This is a genomic window from Thalassobacter sp. HA4-2 (genome assembly GCF_055693705.1).
In genome coordinates this window covers 1,033,990-1,049,705 of record NZ_JBVFUK010000001.1, presented here as the reverse complement: position 1 = coordinate 1,049,705, position 15,716 = coordinate 1,033,990, and the positions used below count along the sequence as shown (strand labels likewise).

The 15,716-nt window shown below is 64.2% G+C and carries 14 protein-coding genes; 6 read left to right on the top strand and 8 right to left on the bottom strand.

The features are described 5' to 3' along the window. Positions 1 to 67: 67 nt before the first annotated feature. From ccmA to ACZ1G0_RS05365, 5 genes are read left to right on the top strand one after another with little or no spacing between them, the layout of a single operon-like run. Positions 68 to 694, top strand: coding sequence for a heme ABC exporter ATP-binding protein CcmA (gene ccmA / locus ACZ1G0_RS05385; RefSeq protein ID WP_472736006.1), 627 nt, complete (start codon positions 68 to 70; stop codon positions 692 to 694). Next, the gene (gene ccmB / locus ACZ1G0_RS05380; protein WP_472736005.1) at positions 691 to 1,347 is read left to right on the top strand and encodes a heme exporter protein CcmB; all 657 of its coding nucleotides are present in this window, start codon (positions 691 to 693) and stop codon (positions 1,345 to 1,347) included. The genes ccmA and ccmB overlap by 4 nt, the downstream gene beginning before the upstream one ends. Positions 1,348 to 1,402: 55 nt before the next feature. Beyond that, positions 1,403 to 2,134 carry a heme ABC transporter permease gene (locus ACZ1G0_RS05375; protein WP_472736004.1) on the top strand — a complete coding sequence of 244 codons (732 nt, stop codon included), beginning with the start codon at positions 1,403 to 1,405 and terminating at the stop codon, positions 2,132 to 2,134. After that, positions 2,131 to 2,295, top strand: a complete 165-nt coding sequence (gene ccmD, locus ACZ1G0_RS05370) for a heme exporter protein CcmD (RefSeq protein WP_472736003.1) — start codon at positions 2,131 to 2,133, stop codon at positions 2,293 to 2,295. The genes ACZ1G0_RS05375 and ccmD overlap by 4 nt, the downstream gene beginning before the upstream one ends. Positions 2,296 to 2,353: 58 nt before the next feature. Next, entirely contained in the window at positions 2,354 to 2,869 is a 516-nt protein-coding gene (locus ACZ1G0_RS05365; RefSeq protein WP_472737770.1) for a DsbE family thiol:disulfide interchange protein, read from the top strand. 52 nt (positions 2,870 to 2,921) lie between these two features. Here ACZ1G0_RS05365 and proS read toward each other — a convergent pair whose 3' ends face one another. The 6 genes from proS to scpA all read right to left on the bottom strand — a co-directional run bounded on the left by proS (position 2,922) and on the right by scpA (position 12,214). Continuing rightward, a complete protein-coding gene (gene proS, locus ACZ1G0_RS05360) occupies positions 2,922 to 4,259 on the bottom strand; it encodes a proline--tRNA ligase (protein ID WP_472736002.1) in 1,338 nt (445 codons plus the stop codon). A gap of 95 nt (positions 4,260 to 4,354) precedes the next feature. Next, entirely contained in the window at positions 4,355 to 5,851 is a 1,497-nt protein-coding gene (locus ACZ1G0_RS05355; protein ID WP_472736001.1) for a Ppx/GppA phosphatase family protein, read from the bottom strand. A 103-nt stretch (positions 5,852 to 5,954) separates the two neighbouring features. Next, positions 5,955 to 8,144, bottom strand: a complete 2,190-nt coding sequence (locus ACZ1G0_RS05350) for an RNA degradosome polyphosphate kinase (RefSeq protein ID WP_472736000.1) — start codon at positions 8,142 to 8,144, stop codon at positions 5,955 to 5,957. Positions 8,145 to 8,193: 49 nt separating this feature from the next. Next, complete coding sequence (locus ACZ1G0_RS05345; protein ID WP_472735999.1) at positions 8,194 to 8,865, bottom strand: HdaA/DnaA family protein; 672 nt, start codon at positions 8,863 to 8,865, stop codon at positions 8,194 to 8,196. After that, positions 8,862 to 9,935, bottom strand: a complete 1,074-nt coding sequence (locus ACZ1G0_RS05340) for an AI-2E family transporter (RefSeq protein ID WP_472735998.1) — start codon at positions 9,933 to 9,935, stop codon at positions 8,862 to 8,864. The genes ACZ1G0_RS05345 and ACZ1G0_RS05340 overlap by 4 nt, the downstream gene beginning before the upstream one ends. A 152-nt stretch (positions 9,936 to 10,087) precedes the next feature. Continuing rightward, positions 10,088 to 12,214 carry a methylmalonyl-CoA mutase gene (gene scpA / locus ACZ1G0_RS05335; RefSeq protein ID WP_472735997.1) on the bottom strand — a complete coding sequence of 709 codons (2,127 nt, stop codon included), beginning with the start codon at positions 12,212 to 12,214 and terminating at the stop codon, positions 10,088 to 10,090. Positions 12,215 to 12,340: 126 nt separating this feature from the next. On the opposite strand from scpA, the gene ACZ1G0_RS05330 reads away from it, so the two are divergent. Then, a complete protein-coding gene (locus ACZ1G0_RS05330) occupies positions 12,341 to 12,787 on the top strand; it encodes a DUF4174 domain-containing protein (RefSeq protein ID WP_472735996.1) in 447 nt (148 codons plus the stop codon). 91 nt (positions 12,788 to 12,878) lie between these two features. Here the strand turns inward: ACZ1G0_RS05330 and ACZ1G0_RS05325 are convergent, their stop codons facing one another. Beyond that, entirely contained in the window at positions 12,879 to 13,688 is an 810-nt protein-coding gene (locus ACZ1G0_RS05325; protein WP_472735995.1) for a hypothetical protein, read from the bottom strand. A 4-nt stretch (positions 13,689 to 13,692) separates the two neighbouring features. Continuing rightward, positions 13,693 to 15,690 carry an acetyl-CoA carboxylase biotin carboxylase subunit gene (locus ACZ1G0_RS05320; RefSeq protein WP_472735994.1) on the bottom strand — a complete coding sequence of 666 codons (1,998 nt, stop codon included), beginning with the start codon at positions 15,688 to 15,690 and terminating at the stop codon, positions 13,693 to 13,695. Positions 15,691 to 15,716 lie beyond the last annotated feature (26 nt).

Sequence of the window (15,716 nt, the reverse complement as noted above, 5' to 3'; positions counted from 1 at the left end):
CACCCCGTTTTCGTCGCACCTTCACCTTTCGGCTTCCCCCCAATGCCCGCCCGTCTACCAAGGGGCCATGGAATGGTCCGTCACAGATCTCGCCTGCCGCCGGGGCCAAAGCACCGTGTTGCAAGGCGTCACCTTCACCGTCGCCGCCGGCGAGGCGCTGATCCTGCGTGGCCCCAACGGATCGGGCAAAACCACCCTCATGCGCTGCATTGCGGGGCTGACCCCGCCCGTGCGCGGTGGGGTGAACGCGCCCGAAGAGAGTATCGCCTACGCCTCCCATGCGGATGGTTTGAAATCGCAACTCACCGTGGCCGAAAACCTGATGTTCTGGTCGAAAGTCTTTCAAAGCTCGGGGATAGAGGCGGCGGTCGAGGCCTTCGACCTGTCAGCCCTCTTGGATCGCCGTGCCGGAGCCCTTTCGGCGGGCCAAAAGCGCCGCCTGTCGCTCGCCCGCCTATTGGTCACGGGCCGCCCCATCTGGGTGCTGGATGAGCCCACCGTCAGCCTTGATACCCGCAACGTCACGCGCTTTGCCGATGCGGTGCGCGCGCACCTTGGGCGCGGCGGGTCGGCCCTGATCGCCACCCATATCGACCTTGGCCTGCCGGGGGCGCGCAGTTTCGACGTAGGCCCCTACCGCGCCACCCAAGCCACGGAAACCTCGGACGACCCCTTTGCGGAGGCGTTCGAATGATCGCCCTGTTGCGCCGTGATCTGGCCCTTGCCCTGCGCGCAGGCGGCGGCTTTGGGCTGGGCCTTGCGTTCTTTCTGATCGTCGTGGTCCTGACCCCCTTCGGCGTCGGCCCCAATGCGGACACCCTTGCCCTGATCGCGCCGGGCATCCTGTGGCTGGGCGCGCTTCTTGCGTGCCTGTTGTCCCTGGACCGGGTGTTCGCGCTGGATTGGGAGGACGGCACCCTCGACCTGCTGGCCACTTCTCCGTTGCCCCTGGAAGGGGCCGCCACGGTCAAGGCCCTGGCCCACTGGATCACCACCGGCCTGCCCCTTGTGGCGATCTCTCCGGTTTTGGGGTTGTTGTTGCACCTGCCCGCGGCGGCCCTGCCGTGGCTGTTGCTGTCGCTGATCATCGGCACCCCGGCCCTGTCGTGGCTGGGCACCTTCGGCGCGGCCCTGACCGTAGGTCTGAAACGGGGCGGGCTGCTGATGTCCCTGCTGGTTCTGCCCCTGTATATTCCCACCCTCATTTTCGGGGCCGAGGTCGTCAAACGCGGGGCCGAGGGGCAGGCCGTCGCCACCCCGTTGGCCGCCCTTGCGGGGATCACGCTGGGCACCATTGCGCTGCTGCCCTTCGCCACGGCCTCCGCCCTCCGCGTCAATCTGCGCTAGGGCCCGCCGCGCATCGCGTATTGTACCGGCCTGCCCGCGCCCCTACTTTGCGTCCATGTCTTTCTGGGAATACGCCAATCCGCGCAAGTTCATGGCCACCTCTGGGTGGTTGCTGCCGCCTTTCGCGGTCCTGTCGGTGATCCTTGTGGTCACTGGGCTGACATGGGGCTTTTTCTTCACGCCCGATGATTTCCGCCAGGGATCCACGGTCAAGATCATCTACCTGCACGTGCCCTCGGCCCTGATGGCGATCAACGCATGGCTGATGATGCTGGTGTGTTCGCTGATCTGGGTGATCCGCCGCCACCACGTCAGCGCCCTTGCCGCGCGGGCCGCCGCCCCCATCGGACTGGTTATGACCCTGATTGCACTGGTCACAGGCGCGATCTGGGGCAAGCCCATGTGGGGCACCTATTGGGAATGGGACCCGCGCCTGACGTCCTTTCTGATCCTGTTCCTGTTCTACCTGGGCTACATCGCCCTGTGGGAAGCAATCGAAACCCCGGACACCGCCGCCGACCTGACGGCCGTGATGTGCCTTGTGGGGTCGGTCTTTGCCCTACTGTCGCGCTATGCCGCGATCTTCTGGAACCAGGGCCTACACCAGGGCGCGACCTTTTCGGTGGATAAGGAACAGAACATCGCGGATGTCTTCTGGTATCCGGCGGTGATATCCATGGCGGGCTTCGGCTGTCTGTTCATCACGCTGGTGCTGGTGCGCACCCGGATGGAGATCCGCCGCCGCCGCCTTGCCGCCCTCGACGCCCGCGCGATGGCAGCCCAATGATGCCCGATCTTGGAAAATACGCGACCGAAGTCGGCCTCGCCTACGGGATCTCGATTTTGTTACTGGTGTTGTTGGTCGGTCAAAGCCTATGGCAGTCCCGCAAGATCAAAGCGCGCCTGAAGCGCGAAGAGGACGCCGCGAAAAAAGATGCCCCAAGATAAATCGCCCGACCCCGCACCCCAAACGCCCCCGAAAAAATCAGCCGTCAACTGGATCACCATGATCCCGGTTGCGATGTTTGCGGCCCTTGTGGGCGCGCTGCTGTTGCCCGGGTTGTTCCGCGACGACCCCGATGCGATCCCCAGCACCCTGGAGGGGCAGATGGCCCCCCCGGTGGCCGAGGGCGCGCTGCCGGGCAAGGAGGTCTTTACCGCCGAAACCCTGCGCGACGGCGAGGTCAAGCTGGTGAACTTCTGGGCCAGTTGGTGCGTGCCCTGCCGGGCAGAGCATCCCCAGCTGGAGGCGCTGGCCCAAGAAATGCCGGTCTACGGTGTGAACTACAAAGACAAGACGCCGGACGGTTTGGCCTTTCTGGCGGAACTGGGCGATCCCTTTGCGGGCATCGTGACCGACGACCGGGGCCGCATGGCCATCAACTGGGGTCTGTACGGCGTGCCAGAGACCTTCGTGGTCGCAGGCGACGGCACGATCATGCTGCGCTTTGCCGGTCCCATCACCAACGACGTGATCGAAACCCGCCTGCGCCCCGCGATCGAGGCTGCGGCGGCGCGCTGAGGGTCGTCGCGGCGCAGGCCACTTACCGAAGCCTGCGCGCACGCCCGATCATTCAGACACCTGCGTAAATCTCGACGATCCGGGCCACGGCGGCCTCTGGCGACATTTCTTCGCTGTCGCCCGTGCGGCGGCTGGTGAGTTCTACCACACCGTTCTTCAACCCGCGCGGGCCAACGGTGATCCGCCACGGCAGGCCGATCAGGTCCATGGTGGCAAACTTGCCCCCGGCCCGTTCCTTGGTGTCGTCGTACAGCACCTCCAGGCCCGCGGCCTCAAGGGCTTTCTCCAGCCCCTCGCAGGCCGCGTCTGCTGCTGGGTCGCCCTGTTTCAGGTTCACAATCCCACAGTGGAAGGGGGTCACGCCCTCGGGCCAGATGATGCCCTTGTCGTCGTGGCTGGCCTCGATGATGGCGCCCAGCAGGCGGGACACGCCAATGCCGTGGGACCCCATGTGCACGGGCACGGGTTTACCGTCGGGGCCTTGAACGGTTGCGCCCATGGCCTCTGAATACTTGGTGCCGAAGTAGAAGATCTGCCCCACCTCGATCCCGCGCGCGACCCGGCGACGATCCTCCGGGACGGCGTCGAACAGGGCGGGGTCGTGAGTTTCGTCCGTGCGGGCGTAAAGCTCGGTAAATTCGCGCATTACGCCAGCGCAGTCCTCGCGGCTGGTGTAGTCAATCTCGCGGTCGCCAAAGGTCAGGTCGGTCACGGCGCTGTCGTAGAACACCTCTGACTCGCCGGTGTCGGCCAGCACCAGAAACTCGTGAGTGTCGTCCCCGCCCATGGCCCCGCTGTCCGCGCGCATGGGGATCGCTTGCAGGCCCATGCGTTCGTAGGTGCGCAGGTAGCTGACAAGATGCCGGTTGTAGGCGTGCAAGGCGTCTTCCTTGGTCAGGTCAAAGTTGTACCCGTCCTTCATGTAGAATTCCCGTCCGCGCATGACGCCAAAGCGGGGGCGCACCTCGTCGCGGAATTTCCACTGGATCTGATACATCGTCAGGGGCAGATCCTTGTAGCTGGAGACGTTGGACCGGAAGATGTCGGTGATCAGTTCCTCGGCGGTGGGGGTGAACAGCATCTCGCGCCCGTGGCGGTCGGTGATGCGCAGCATCTCGTCCCCAAAGGCGTCGTAGCGCCCGGATTCGCGCCACAGATCGGCGGATTGGATCGTGGGCATCAGCATGGCGTGGTGGCCCGCGCGTTCCTGTTCCTCGTGCACGATCTGTTCGATCCGTTTCAGGACCTTGTAGCCCAAGGGCAGCCACGAATAGATGCCGGAGGCGGATTGTTTGATCATGCCCGCGCGCAGCATGTAGCGGTGGGACACGATCTGCGCCTCGGCGGGGGTTTCTTTGAGAACGGGCAGGAAATAGCGGCTGAGGCGCATGGCGGGGTCTCCGGCAAAAACTGTTGCGCCAGCCTTAGCCGGGGGCGCGCGGTGGGGCAAGCGATCCCGGCACGCAGGTCGGGCCAATCTGCGCCCTACCCCCGGGCGACGCGCACCTCGGTCTGGGCGTCCAGCGCACTGGCCAGCGAGGCGAAACGCGCCTCGGCCACCTCGCCAAACAATGCCTCGCCGTTGCCACGCGGCAGGGTCAGGCGCAGCAGGCGTTTCTTGGGGTGCCACTTCATCTTGGCCATCAGGTCCGTGTCCAGTGCCGCGAACATCGCGCCGAACCGCATGGCCTTGCCCAAGACCTCGGCCTCGGTGGTGTCGGCCGCGCCCAGCAAGGGGGCCAACTGGTCGAACCGCGTGTTCTCGCGCTTGTTGCGGTAGCGGTGCATCAGGGCCAGCCCAAGGTACACACGTTCCCCATGGGACAGGCCCCCAAGGTTGGCGCGGGTGGCATTGTCGAAACAGATCTCGGCGCGGTAGTCCGGGTGCGCACGCCAGCTGACATCGTGCAACAGGCAAGCGGCTTTGATCAGGCGCATCCGGTCCGCCTTGACCCGTGGAAACAGCGGCTCGATGAACTTGAACAGGGCCTTGCCGAAACCGGGCAGACGCGCGTCTTTATCTTCGGCAAAGCGGGCGGCCTCGATCAACGGATCACGTTTGCGCAGGGCGTCGGGCATCTGTTGGTACAGCAACCCCTCGCGAATCCCATAGCTGGAAATCGCCACATCGGTGGGGCCAAAGTGGTGCAACAGGCGGGCCAGAACCTCGCAGGCGATGGGCACCAGTGCCATCCGCGCGGCCGACGTGCCCGTGCGGTTCCGCAAATCTTCGAAGTCCTGCCGGGCGATGTATTTGGCCGTCGCCCGGATATCCTTGGGCCGCATGGTGTATTCGTGCAGCACCCGCAGGGGATAGCCGCGCCGTTCCATGTCGATCCGCGCAATCGCCCGCCAGGAGCCGCCCACAAGGTACAGACGTTTGTAATCCCCGGACAGGGCGTCGCGCATCTTGGTCAGGGTCTTGTCGATCTCGGCCTTGCGGGCCTTGCGACCGCCCTTGACGCTGGCCAGCTTCAACGGCCCAAGGCGGGCAGAGAGGCACGCGCCCACGTGGCCATGGGTCATCTCGGCCAGCTCCATGCTGGAGCCGCCGATATCGCACATCAAACCGTCCGCCTGAGGCCAGCCCAAGAGGACCCCCTGGGCGGAAAAGCGCGCCTCCATATGGCCCTCGATCACCCAGACCCTAAGGCCGGTTTGCGCCAGCACCTCCGCCACGAAATCGGCGCCGTCCTCAGCCTCGCGCACAGCCGCCGTGGCTACGGCGGACAGGGGCGATACGCCCATGGTTTCGGCAATCACGGCAAAGCGGCGGATGGCAGACAGGGCGCGGGCGCGCCCCTCGGGGTTCAGGCGGCCGGTCTCGCCCAGTCCAGCACCCAGACCGCACAGGATTTTCTCGTTGTAGAAATAGGCGGGCGACCGGGCGGCCCCGTCGAACACCACCAAGCGGACAGAGTTGGACCCGACATCAATCACCCCCACCCGGGACAGGGCCCGCGCCTTGGGGTCGTTGAACAACGGCGCGCCAAAGGGTTCGGTCAGATCGTCAAGGGGGGGCGATTTGGTCCATGGGTCTTTCGTGGCTGCGTCACGCCACCCTGCAACGGGCGCACCCGTGGGGTCAATCGGACGTATGGGCCAATTCCGGCACGTCCTTGGCCCCCGCCGATCCGCGCCCGGACAGGGACGGATTTTCCATAAAGAAGCGGTGGCACGAAAACGGGTTTTCGATGGTGGATAGATCGGGGCGGGTAAAGGCCCCTTCTGGCCCCAAGGTCCACGATTGCGCCACATCCGCCAGGTTGGCGGCCATGATCTGGCTGACGATCTGGGCCTTGACCGTGGCGTTCTTGATTTCGATCAGGGTTTCGACCCGGCGGTTCAGGTTGCGGCCCATCCAGTCGGCGCTGCTGATGTAGACCCGCGCCTTTTTGGCGGGCAAGCCGTGGCCATTGCCGAAACACACGATGCGCGAGTGTTCCAGAAACCGGCCCACCACGGATTTGACCCGGATGTTTTCCGACAACCCCACCACCCCCGGACGCAGCCCGCAGATGCCGCGCACCACCAGATCAATCCGGACCCCGGCCTGGGACGCAATGTAAAGCGCGTCGATGATGTCTGGCTCGATCAGAGAGTTCATCTTGGCCCAGATCACCGCAGGCTTGCCCGCCTTGGCATGGTCCACCTCGGCCCGGATACGCTCCAGCAGGGTCTCTTTCATGTTCAGGGGCGCGATGGACAGGTTTTCCAACCCCTCGGGCTGGGCATAGCCGGTGATGTAGTTGAACACCTTGGTGGCGTCGCGGCCCAGTTTTTCGTCGCAGGTAAAGAAGGACAGGTCCGTGTAGACCCGCGCCGTGATCGGGTGGTAGTTGCCGGTGCCGTAGTGGGTATAGGTGACCAGACGGCCCCCCTCGCGCCGGACAACGGTGCTGATCTTGGCATGGGTCTTGTAGTTGATAAAGCCGTAGACCACATGGGCCCCTGCCCGTTCCAGACGGCGCGATTGGCGGATGTTGGCCGCCTCGTCAAAGCGCGCCTTCAACTCGACCAATGCGGTGACGGATTTGCCCATCTCGGCGGCCTCGCACAGCGCCTCGACAATCGGAGAGTTGCGCGACGTCCGATACAGCGTCTGCTTGATCGCCACCACGTTGGGGTCCCGGGCCGCCTGATGCAGGAACCGGATCACCATATCAAAGGTCTCGTAGGGGTGGTGCAGCAGCATGTCCTTTTGCCGGATCGCCGCAAACATATCGCCGTCATGATCCTGCACCCGTTCCGGCACACGCGGGGTGAAGTGCGGCCACAGCAGGTCGGGACGGTCGTCGAGCACCAACTCCTTGAGGCTGGCAAGGCCAATCAGCCCCTCGATCTCGATGATCTCGTCGCCTTGCACGCGCAGCTCTTCGATGATCTCGCGGCGCAGGGCCTCGGGGGCACCGGCGGTGATCTTCATGCGCACCACCTCGCCCCGGCGGCGGCGTTTCAGGGCGGTCTCGAATTCGCGGACCAGATCCTCTGCCTCTTCCTCGACCTCCAGATCACTGTCGCGCAGGACCCGGAACGCGCAGTCGCCCTTCAGGGCATAACCCGGGAACAGGGCGTCGATCTGATCCAGCAGCAACTCCTCCATAGGCAGGAACCGCACGTTGCCATCCCTGTCGGGCAAGCGCACGAACCGTTCGATTTGTTGCGGGATCGGCAGCAGCGCCTGCAACTTGCGTTTGTCCGTGGGCCGTTCCATCGTCACCGCAAGGCTGAACCCCTCGTTCGGGATGAAGGGGAACGGGTGCGCGGGGTCAATGGCCAGGGGCGACAGGACCGGAAAGACCGCGCGCAAAAAGTAGTCATCCACAAAGGTCCGGTCCGCGTCGGTCATCGTGTCACGGGTTTCCAGCACGATGCCCGCATCCTCCAGCAAGCGCCGCAGGCCGATCCACGTGGATTGCTGCACCGCCAGCAAGCGCCGCGCGTTCTCGTCGATCAGGCGCAATTGTTCGGCGGGCGTGCGCCCGTCCGGGCTGGGCGAGGTGCTGCCCGCCCGCGCCAATTCCCGCAGGCCCGCCGCGCGCACGGTGTAGAATTCGTCCAGGTTCGCAGCCGAGATCGACAGGAACCGCAGGCGTTCCAGCAAGGGCACGCGCGGGTTCGCCGCCTCCTCCAGGACGCGCCAGTTGAACGCCAGCCAGGACAGTTCACGATTGAAGAACCGCCCCGGCCCGGTCACACGCGCCGCGTCCAGCTCCACCGGCGCTGGCAGGGGGGCATTCAGGAAATCACAGGCGGGGACAATGGGATCAGTCATGGCGCGGTACTAGCCGCCTTTTGTTACACATTTATTGCGAGCCCCGACCCTAGGCAGAGGGCGCGGCAGAGTCCAGAACCTCCCGCGCAAGGCCAAGGGTGATCTCCCGCGCCTGCGCCAGCGCGGCGGCATCGAGGCGGGCCACAAGGGTCTGGGTCGCGGCATAGCTGCGCTCCATCCGAGGCACCAGAAACTGCACCACATTGCCCGGCACCCGCAACTGTCGATCCGACAGCAGCTTGACCAGAAGCGCGCCCAGCATGGCGTCGTCCGGCGGGTCAATCTGCGCCACGGTCATGGATTGCACCCGCGACGCCAAATCCGGCAGGGTCAGGGGCCACGCCCCCGGTGTCGTGCGCGCGGTCAGCAACAGGGTGTGCCCTTGGGCGCGCGACAGGTTGTACAGATGAAACAGGGCCGCCTCGTCCACGCCTTGGTCCACATCCTCGACCGCAACTGGCCCGCTGGCCAGATCGGGCACGCGCGCCTCGGTCAGGTCCCGGGCCGCGATCACGCGCCCGCCATGCTCCGCCGCCCAAACCGCCACCATGTGCGACTTGCCCGACCCGCGTGGACCCGTCAGCACCAGCCGCCCGTCCGGCCAATCGGGCCACAGGTCCACCATACGCAGGGCCATCATATTGACGTGGCACACGAACAGGTCAGCGCGCCCCCGGGCCTCGCGTCCCGGCAGCGGCAGGGGCAATTGCGCGTCGGTCATGGGTCGTCGCGATCCGGTGTATCAAGGCCGCGGTACAGGCGGCTGTCCTTGTACTCGCCTACAAAGAACCGGATCAGCACCCCGATCATGGCCGACACCGGCACGGCGATCAGCATGCCCACGAACCCGAACACCGCGCCAAAGGCCGACAGGGCCAGCAACAGCCACACCGGGTGCAGGCCCACGGACCCGCCCACCAGCTTGGGCGTCAGAAAGTTCCCCTCCAACGCTTGGCCCGCCATGAAAATCGCCGCGACCGCCGCAATCCAGATGGGATCGCCCCAGAACTGGAACAGCGCCAAGCCAAGGGCCAGCGCCCCGCCAATCAGCGCGCCGATGTAGGGGATAAAGGAAATCAGCCCTGCAATCGCGCCAACCACGACGCCAAACTGCAAACCGACGGTCATCAGGGCCACGGCATAGAATGTCCCCAAAATCCCGCACACCGTCAGTTGACCGCGCACGAAAGACGCCAGCGTTTCGTCCACCTCCCGGGCCAGTTTGCGGATGGTGGCCACATGGTCCCGCGGCAGCAAGTCGTCCACCCGCGCGACCATGTTGTCCCAGTCCAACAGCATGTAAAACGCCACCACGGGCACCACGACAATGAACACCACGGCGTTCACCACCCCCGCAACAGAGTTCACGACCTGCTGGAACAACTCCCCGCCCCGGGACTGGATCAATTCCCCGATCGAGGCCAGGGACTGCGCAAGGGTCGACCCTTCGTCGAGGATCGCCGGGAACCGCGTCGTCAACGCGTCACGCAACTGGCCAAACAATTCCGGCGCGAAACGAACAAGGGCGGCGGTCTGCTCGATCAACAAAGGGATCACAAGGACCAAGGCCAGCAGGATCACCAACAAAGCGAACAGCATGATCACCGTCGTGGCCGCCGCGCGCCCCAATCCGCGCCTCTCCAATCTGTCCGCAAGGGGGTCCAACCCATAGGCAATCGCCCCGCCCACGACAAAGGGCAACAAGACGTCCCCAAGCCACCAGAACAACACAAGGAAGACCGCCGTTACGATCCCCCAATAGGTCAATTGCTGCTTTGCCGGTAATGCCATGGCGCGCCCTCCTGTCTCAGGACATGGCGCAAACCGGCCCCACCTTCAACCGGCCCCTTGCTTCATTGGGTCACAAATACCCCGGTGGGGGTCTGGGGGAGGCAGCGCCTCCCCCAGCGTGGCGATGCGGGCCACGCCCGCAGCGCAACACCTCAGGCCCGGGCGGCCTTGATCAGGCGCAGGATATCCTCGGCCGCTTCGGGGATATTGGTGCCGGGGCCAAAGATCGCCTTCACACCGGCCTCTTTCAGGAACTCGTAGTCCTGTTGCGGGATCACACCGCCACAGATCACCAGAATTTCCCCCGCACCCTGTGCCCGCAGGGCCTCGATCAGCTTGGGCGCAAGGGTCTTGTGACCTGCGGCCTGACTTGAAATCCCGACCACATGCACATCGTTGTCGATGGCGTCTTGGGCGGCTTCCTCTGGGGTCTGGAACAAGGGCCCCACATCCACGTCGAACCCGATGTCCGCAAAGGCCGTGGCAATCACCTTGGCGCCGCGGTCGTGGCCGTCCTGGCCCATCTTGACCACCAGCATGCGCGGACGGCGGCCTTCTTCCTCGGCAAAGGCCTCCACGGATTTCTGGATCGCGGCAAAACCTTCGTCCCCCTCGTAGGCCGCGCCGTAGACCCCGGCGAGGGTCTTCACCTCGGCCCGGTGACGTCCGAAAATCTTTTCCATGGCCATGCTGATCTCTCCTACAGTGGCGCGGGCGCGGGCGGCCTCGACGGCGGCCTCCAACAGGTTGCCGCCATGTTCGGCGCGGCGGGTCAATTCCTCCAGCGCGGCTGTGGCCGCTGCCTCGTCGCGGGCCGCACGGGTGCGGGCCAGCCGCGCGACCTGCGCCTCGCGCACGGCATCGTTGTCGATATCCAGAATGTCGATCTCGGCCTCTTCGGCCAGACGGTACTTGTTGACGCCGACGACCACATCCTCGGCCCGGTCGATGGCCGCCTGGCGCTTGGCCGCGCTTTCCTCGATCCGCAGCTTGGGCATGCCCGAGTTCACGGCTGCCGTCATACCGCCCAGCTGCTCGACCTCTTCCATCAGGGCCCAAGCCTGTTCGGCCAGCTCATTGGTCAGGCTTTCCACGTAGTAGCTGCCCGCCAGGGGATCGACCACGTTGGTCACGCCCGTCTCTTCTTGCAGGATCAACTGGGTGTTGCGGGCAATGCGCGCGCTGAATTCCGTGGGCAGGGCAATCGCCTCGTCCAGGGCGTTGGTGTGCAGGGACTGCGTGCCGCCCAGCACCGCCGACATCGCCTCGTAGGCGGTGCGCACGACGTTGTTGTAGGGGTCCTGTTCCTGCAAGGACACACCACTGGTCTGGCAGTGGGTGCGCAGCATGCTGGACTTGGGGTTCTTGGGTTCAAACTCCGCCATGACCCGGTGCCACAGCAGGCGGGCGGCGCGCAGCTTGGCGGCCTCCATAAAGAAGTTCATGCCGATGGCGAAAAAGAACGACAACCGGCCCGCGAACTTGTCCACGTCCATGCCCGCCGCAATGGCCGTACGCACGTATTCGCGCCCGTCCGCCAGCGTAAACGCCAGCTCTTGCACAAGGTTCGCGCCCGCCTCCTGCATGTGATAGCCGGAGATAGAGATCGAGTTGAACTTGGGCATCTCGTTGCTGGTGAATTCGATGATATCCGCAATGATCCGCATCGAAGGCTCTGGCGGGTAAATGTAGGTGTTACGGACCATGAACTCCTTCAGGATGTCGTTCTGGATGGTGCCGGCAAGCACACTACGATCATGTCCCTGCTCTTCCCCGGTGACGATGAAATTCGCAAGGATCGGGATCACCGCGCCGTTCATGGTCATGGACACGCTGACCTTGTCCAGCGGGATGCCGTCGAACAGAATTTTCATGTCCTCGACGCTGTCGATGGCCACACCGGCCTTGCCCACATCGCCCACCACCCGGGGGTGGTCGCTGTCATAGCCGCGGTGGGTGGCCAGGTCGAAAGCGACGCTGACCCCCTGCTGCCCGGCGGCCAGTGCCTTGCGGTAGAACGCGTTTGACTCTTCGGCTGTCGAGAACCCCGCATACTGCCGGATCGTCCAGGGGCGGCCGGCGTACATCGTGGCCTTCACGCCGCGCATATAGGGCGCCTCCCCGGGCACCTGATCCAGATCCAGCCCGGCGACATCAGCGGCGGTGTACAGCGGCTTGACCGCGATCCCCTCCAACGTGTCCCACGTCAGCGCGTCCAGCGGTTTGCCGCGCAGCTCCTTCTCGGCCAGTTCTGCCCAAAGCTTGGTGCGATCTGTCATGGGATCATCCTTTCGTCGTGCAATGGGCCAACCCACCGCGAATTGGTAAAAATTTGGGCACAAACCTTCGCCCCGGCGCTGCACGCGCCTATATCTGGTAGGACCGGAACCGAACACGAGGCCCCAATGCGCCGTTTACTCATGTCTCTTGCCCTGCTGACCGCCACAGGGGCCCATGCCGAAGGGCTGACGCCCGTGATGCAATGGCAGGACGATCCGACAATCGTGCTGGAGGCGCAGGATGTGGACATCGCGGACTTCAAGTGGATCGCGCGGCCCGTCGTCGTCTTTGGCGAGGCCCCGCAAGACCCGGTTTTTGCCGAACAGATGGCCCTGCTGCTGGCAGAGATTGACCGCCTGATTGAACGCGACGTGGTCATCATCACCGACACCGACCCCGACAGCCCCAGCGACCTGCGCACACAGCTGCGCCCCCGGTCCTTCATGCTGACGCTGATCGGCAAGGACGGACAGGTCAAGCTGCGCAAACCCTTCCCTTGGGACGTGCGCGAGTTGTCGCGCAGCATCGACAAAATGCCGATCCGCGAGCGCGAGATCCGCGAGCGGCGGTAAGGACCGGCCTTGTGTTTTTCACCGATTTGTGCACTTACTGTGGACAGCAAATTGAAAGGAACGGATATGGAACGGCAGACTGACATTCCCCTTACTCCGATCCCGCTGACCGGTGGGACAGGTCCACGTCCGGGTTACTGACGACGGCTACGGCACGGGCGACGAAATCCGCCGCCGCCTCTGATCCCTTCTCTGCGAAAATTGAAATCAGATGCAAAGTGCGCGTGCCCAATGTCCAGGCGTTCCGGCGCAGGGCAAGGTAGTCTGTGTAAATCGCGATCCGGCGGGGTTGCTCCAGCGCCATAAACCGTTCTGAACGCATGTCCTCAGCCAGCGCTGAAATCGTCGCCACAAGGCTGTAGAACGCCACGACGTGGTCAATGGTCACTCGGGGCAGCACTTCGATCTCTTCCAAAAGGGCGGCATACACCCGGTCATGGGTTTCACGTGGTATAAAGGGCACGAAATCTGCGTCCGCCTGCATCCGCGTTAGCAAGTCGCGCCCATAGTCGTCCGCCTTGCCATCCAGGTAATAGGCCGAGAGCGTATCGCCTATCTCTGCAAAGAGCGCTTTGTGATAATCGCGCAGCTTCTCTGCCTTTTCGCGGGATCGCCGAATTTCGGTAAAGACCGCAGATGTGAGCCAGCCCGCTGCGATCACAACCCCGGCTATCAAAGCCTGCAAGACCCGTCCGTCCAAGGTGGTCACTTGCGACAGCACAAACAGCGGCATCCCGAGGATCAGCATCACCGGAAGGGCAATGCGGAACAAAAACGACAGGATCACCCCGCGCGACGTCGCCGCGTCGCGCCCAGCATAGAGCGCCAGCACCACCGCGCCACCCGCACAAGCGAGCAACACGATGGAGCCGACAATGCCAAGGGCGCCAAGGTCGATCATAGGCTCACTCGAACTCCATGATTACATCGTCCACGGCCAGACTGTCGCCCGCGCCCGCGTTGATCTTGGACACCACACCGGTCTTTTCGGCGCGCAGGATGTTTTCCATCTTCATCGCCTCGACCGTGCAAAGGGCCTGACCTTCCTGCACGTGATCGCCCACGGCCACGTCCAGCTTCACCACCAGACCCGGCATGGGGCACAGCAGCATCTTGGAGGTATCGGGCGGCAGTTTTTCGGGCATTAGGGCGGCCAGTTCGGCCTGACGGGGGCTGCGCACGTGGACCTTCAGGTCGGCGCCACGGAACCGGATGCGGAAGCCTTGGCTGATCTTGCCAACCTTCAGCACCATCAACGCGCCGTCAATCGTGACCTGAGCCAGTTGATCCCCGGGGGTCCAGTCGCTCTCGACCCGGTGGGTGACGCCCGCGATGGTCACATCTGCCCCGGATTTATCGGCAGCGATCACCGCCGCCATCTGGGTGCCTTGAGCACTCACGACCCAATCGGCCCCGACGACCCGTTCATGGTTGTCCATGCGGCCCGACACGCGGGTGCGGCGGATTTCGGCCACCCGGTGCATGGCGGCACAGGCGGCGGCCACACGGGTCAGGGCGGCCTCGTCCAGGGTCACGCCTTCAAATCCGTCTGGGTATTCTTCCTCGATAAACGCGGTGGTCATTTCGCCGCTGGTAAACTTGGGGTGGTCCATCACGGCGGCCACGAAGGGCAGGTTGTGGCCGATCCCTTCCACCTCGAAACTGTCCAGCGCGTTGCGCATGGTCTCAATCGCGGTCTCTCGCGTCTCCCCCCATGTGCACAGCTTGGCGATCATCGGATCGTAATACATGGAGATCTCGCCACCTTCGAACACGCCCGTGTCGTTGCGCACGATGCCATCGCCCAAGGGCCCCTCGACCGGGGGACGGTAGCGCGTCAGACGCCCGATGGAGGGCAGGAAGCCGCGATAGGGATCCTCGGCATAAAGGCGGTTTTCGATGGCCCAGCCGTTGATCTTAAGGTCTTCCTGCTTGATCGTCAGCTCTTCGCCATTGGCGACCCGGATCATCTGTTCCACAAGGTCCACGCCGGTGATCAGCTCGGTCACGGGGTGTTCCACCTGCAGGCGGGTGTTCATCTCCAGGAAGTAGAAGTTGCGGTCCCCGTCCACGATGAATTCCACGGTGCCGGCACTCGCATAGCCCACGGCGTGGGCCAGCGCCAAGGATTGCTCTCCCATGGCTTTGCGGGTGGCCTCGTCGAGGAAGGGCGACGGGGCCTCCTCCACGACCTTCTGGTTGCGGCGCTGGATCGAACATTCGCGTTCGTGCAGATACACCCCGTTGCCGTGGCTGTCGCACAGCACCTGAATTTCGATGTGGCGCGGCTGGGTCACGAACTTCTCGATGAAAATCCGGTCATCGCCAAAGCTGTTGGCGGCCTCGTTCTTCGACGACTGGAACCCCTCGCGGCCCTCGTCGTCGTTCCACGCAATGCGCATGCCCTTGCCGCCGCCCCCCGCAGACGCCTTGATCATCACGGGATAGCCGATCTGGTTCGAGATCTTCACGGCCTCTTCGGCGTCCTCGATCAAACCCATGTAGCCCGGTACGGTGCTCACACCTGCCTCTTGGGCGATCTTCTTGGAGGTGATCTTGTCCCCCATCTTCTCGATCGCCCCCACGGGTGGGCCGACGAAGGCCACGCCTGCGGCCTCCAAGGCCTCTGCAAACTTGCTGTTCTCGGACAGGAACCCGTAACCCGGGTGCACCGCCTGCGCGCCCGATTGCTTGATGGCGTCCATCACCTTGTCGATGACGATATAGGATTGGTTGGCGGGGGGCGGGCCGATGTGCACCGCCTCGTCCGCCATTTCGACGTGCAGCGCGCCCTTGTCGGCGTCTGAGTAGATCGCGACCGTCTTGATGCCCATCTTCTGCGCGGTTTTGATCACCCGGCAGGCAATCTCGCCCCGGTTTGCAATCAGAATTTTTTCGAACATCGCTTAGGTCCTTTGTGTCTTGAGGC

Excerpts from the sequence above, each read along its gene's own strand:
- ACZ1G0_RS05320 (WP_472735994.1), bottom strand. The coding sequence starts at position 15,690 with ATGTTCGAAAAAATTCTGATTGCAAACCGGGGCGAGATTGCCTGCCGG.
- ccmD (WP_472736003.1), top strand. The coding sequence starts at position 2,131 with ATGATGCCCGATCTTGGAAAATACGCGACCGAAGTCGGCCTCGCCTAC.
- proS (WP_472736002.1), bottom strand. The coding sequence starts at position 4,259 with ATGCGCCTCAGCCGCTATTTCCTGCCCGTTCTCAAAGAAACCCCCGCC.
- ccmA (WP_472736006.1), top strand. The coding sequence starts at position 68 with ATGGAATGGTCCGTCACAGATCTCGCCTGCCGCCGGGGCCAAAGCACC.
- ACZ1G0_RS05375 (WP_472736004.1), top strand. The coding sequence starts at position 1,403 with ATGTCTTTCTGGGAATACGCCAATCCGCGCAAGTTCATGGCCACCTCT.
- ACZ1G0_RS05365 (WP_472737770.1), top strand. The coding sequence starts at position 2,354 with ATGATCCCGGTTGCGATGTTTGCGGCCCTTGTGGGCGCGCTGCTGTTG.
- ACZ1G0_RS05330 (WP_472735996.1), top strand. The coding sequence starts at position 12,341 with ATGCGCCGTTTACTCATGTCTCTTGCCCTGCTGACCGCCACAGGGGCC.
- ACZ1G0_RS05340 (WP_472735998.1), bottom strand. The coding sequence starts at position 9,935 with ATGGCATTACCGGCAAAGCAGCAATTGACCTATTGGGGGATCGTAACG.
- ccmB (WP_472736005.1), top strand. The coding sequence starts at position 691 with ATGATCGCCCTGTTGCGCCGTGATCTGGCCCTTGCCCTGCGCGCAGGC.
- scpA (WP_472735997.1), bottom strand. The coding sequence starts at position 12,214 with ATGACAGATCGCACCAAGCTTTGGGCAGAACTGGCCGAGAAGGAGCTG.
- ACZ1G0_RS05325 (WP_472735995.1), bottom strand. The coding sequence starts at position 13,688 with ATGATCGACCTTGGCGCCCTTGGCATTGTCGGCTCCATCGTGTTGCTC.
- ACZ1G0_RS05350 (WP_472736000.1), bottom strand. The coding sequence starts at position 8,144 with ATGACTGATCCCATTGTCCCCGCCTGTGATTTCCTGAATGCCCCCCTG.
- ACZ1G0_RS05345 (WP_472735999.1), bottom strand. The coding sequence starts at position 8,865 with ATGACCGACGCGCAATTGCCCCTGCCGCTGCCGGGACGCGAGGCCCGG.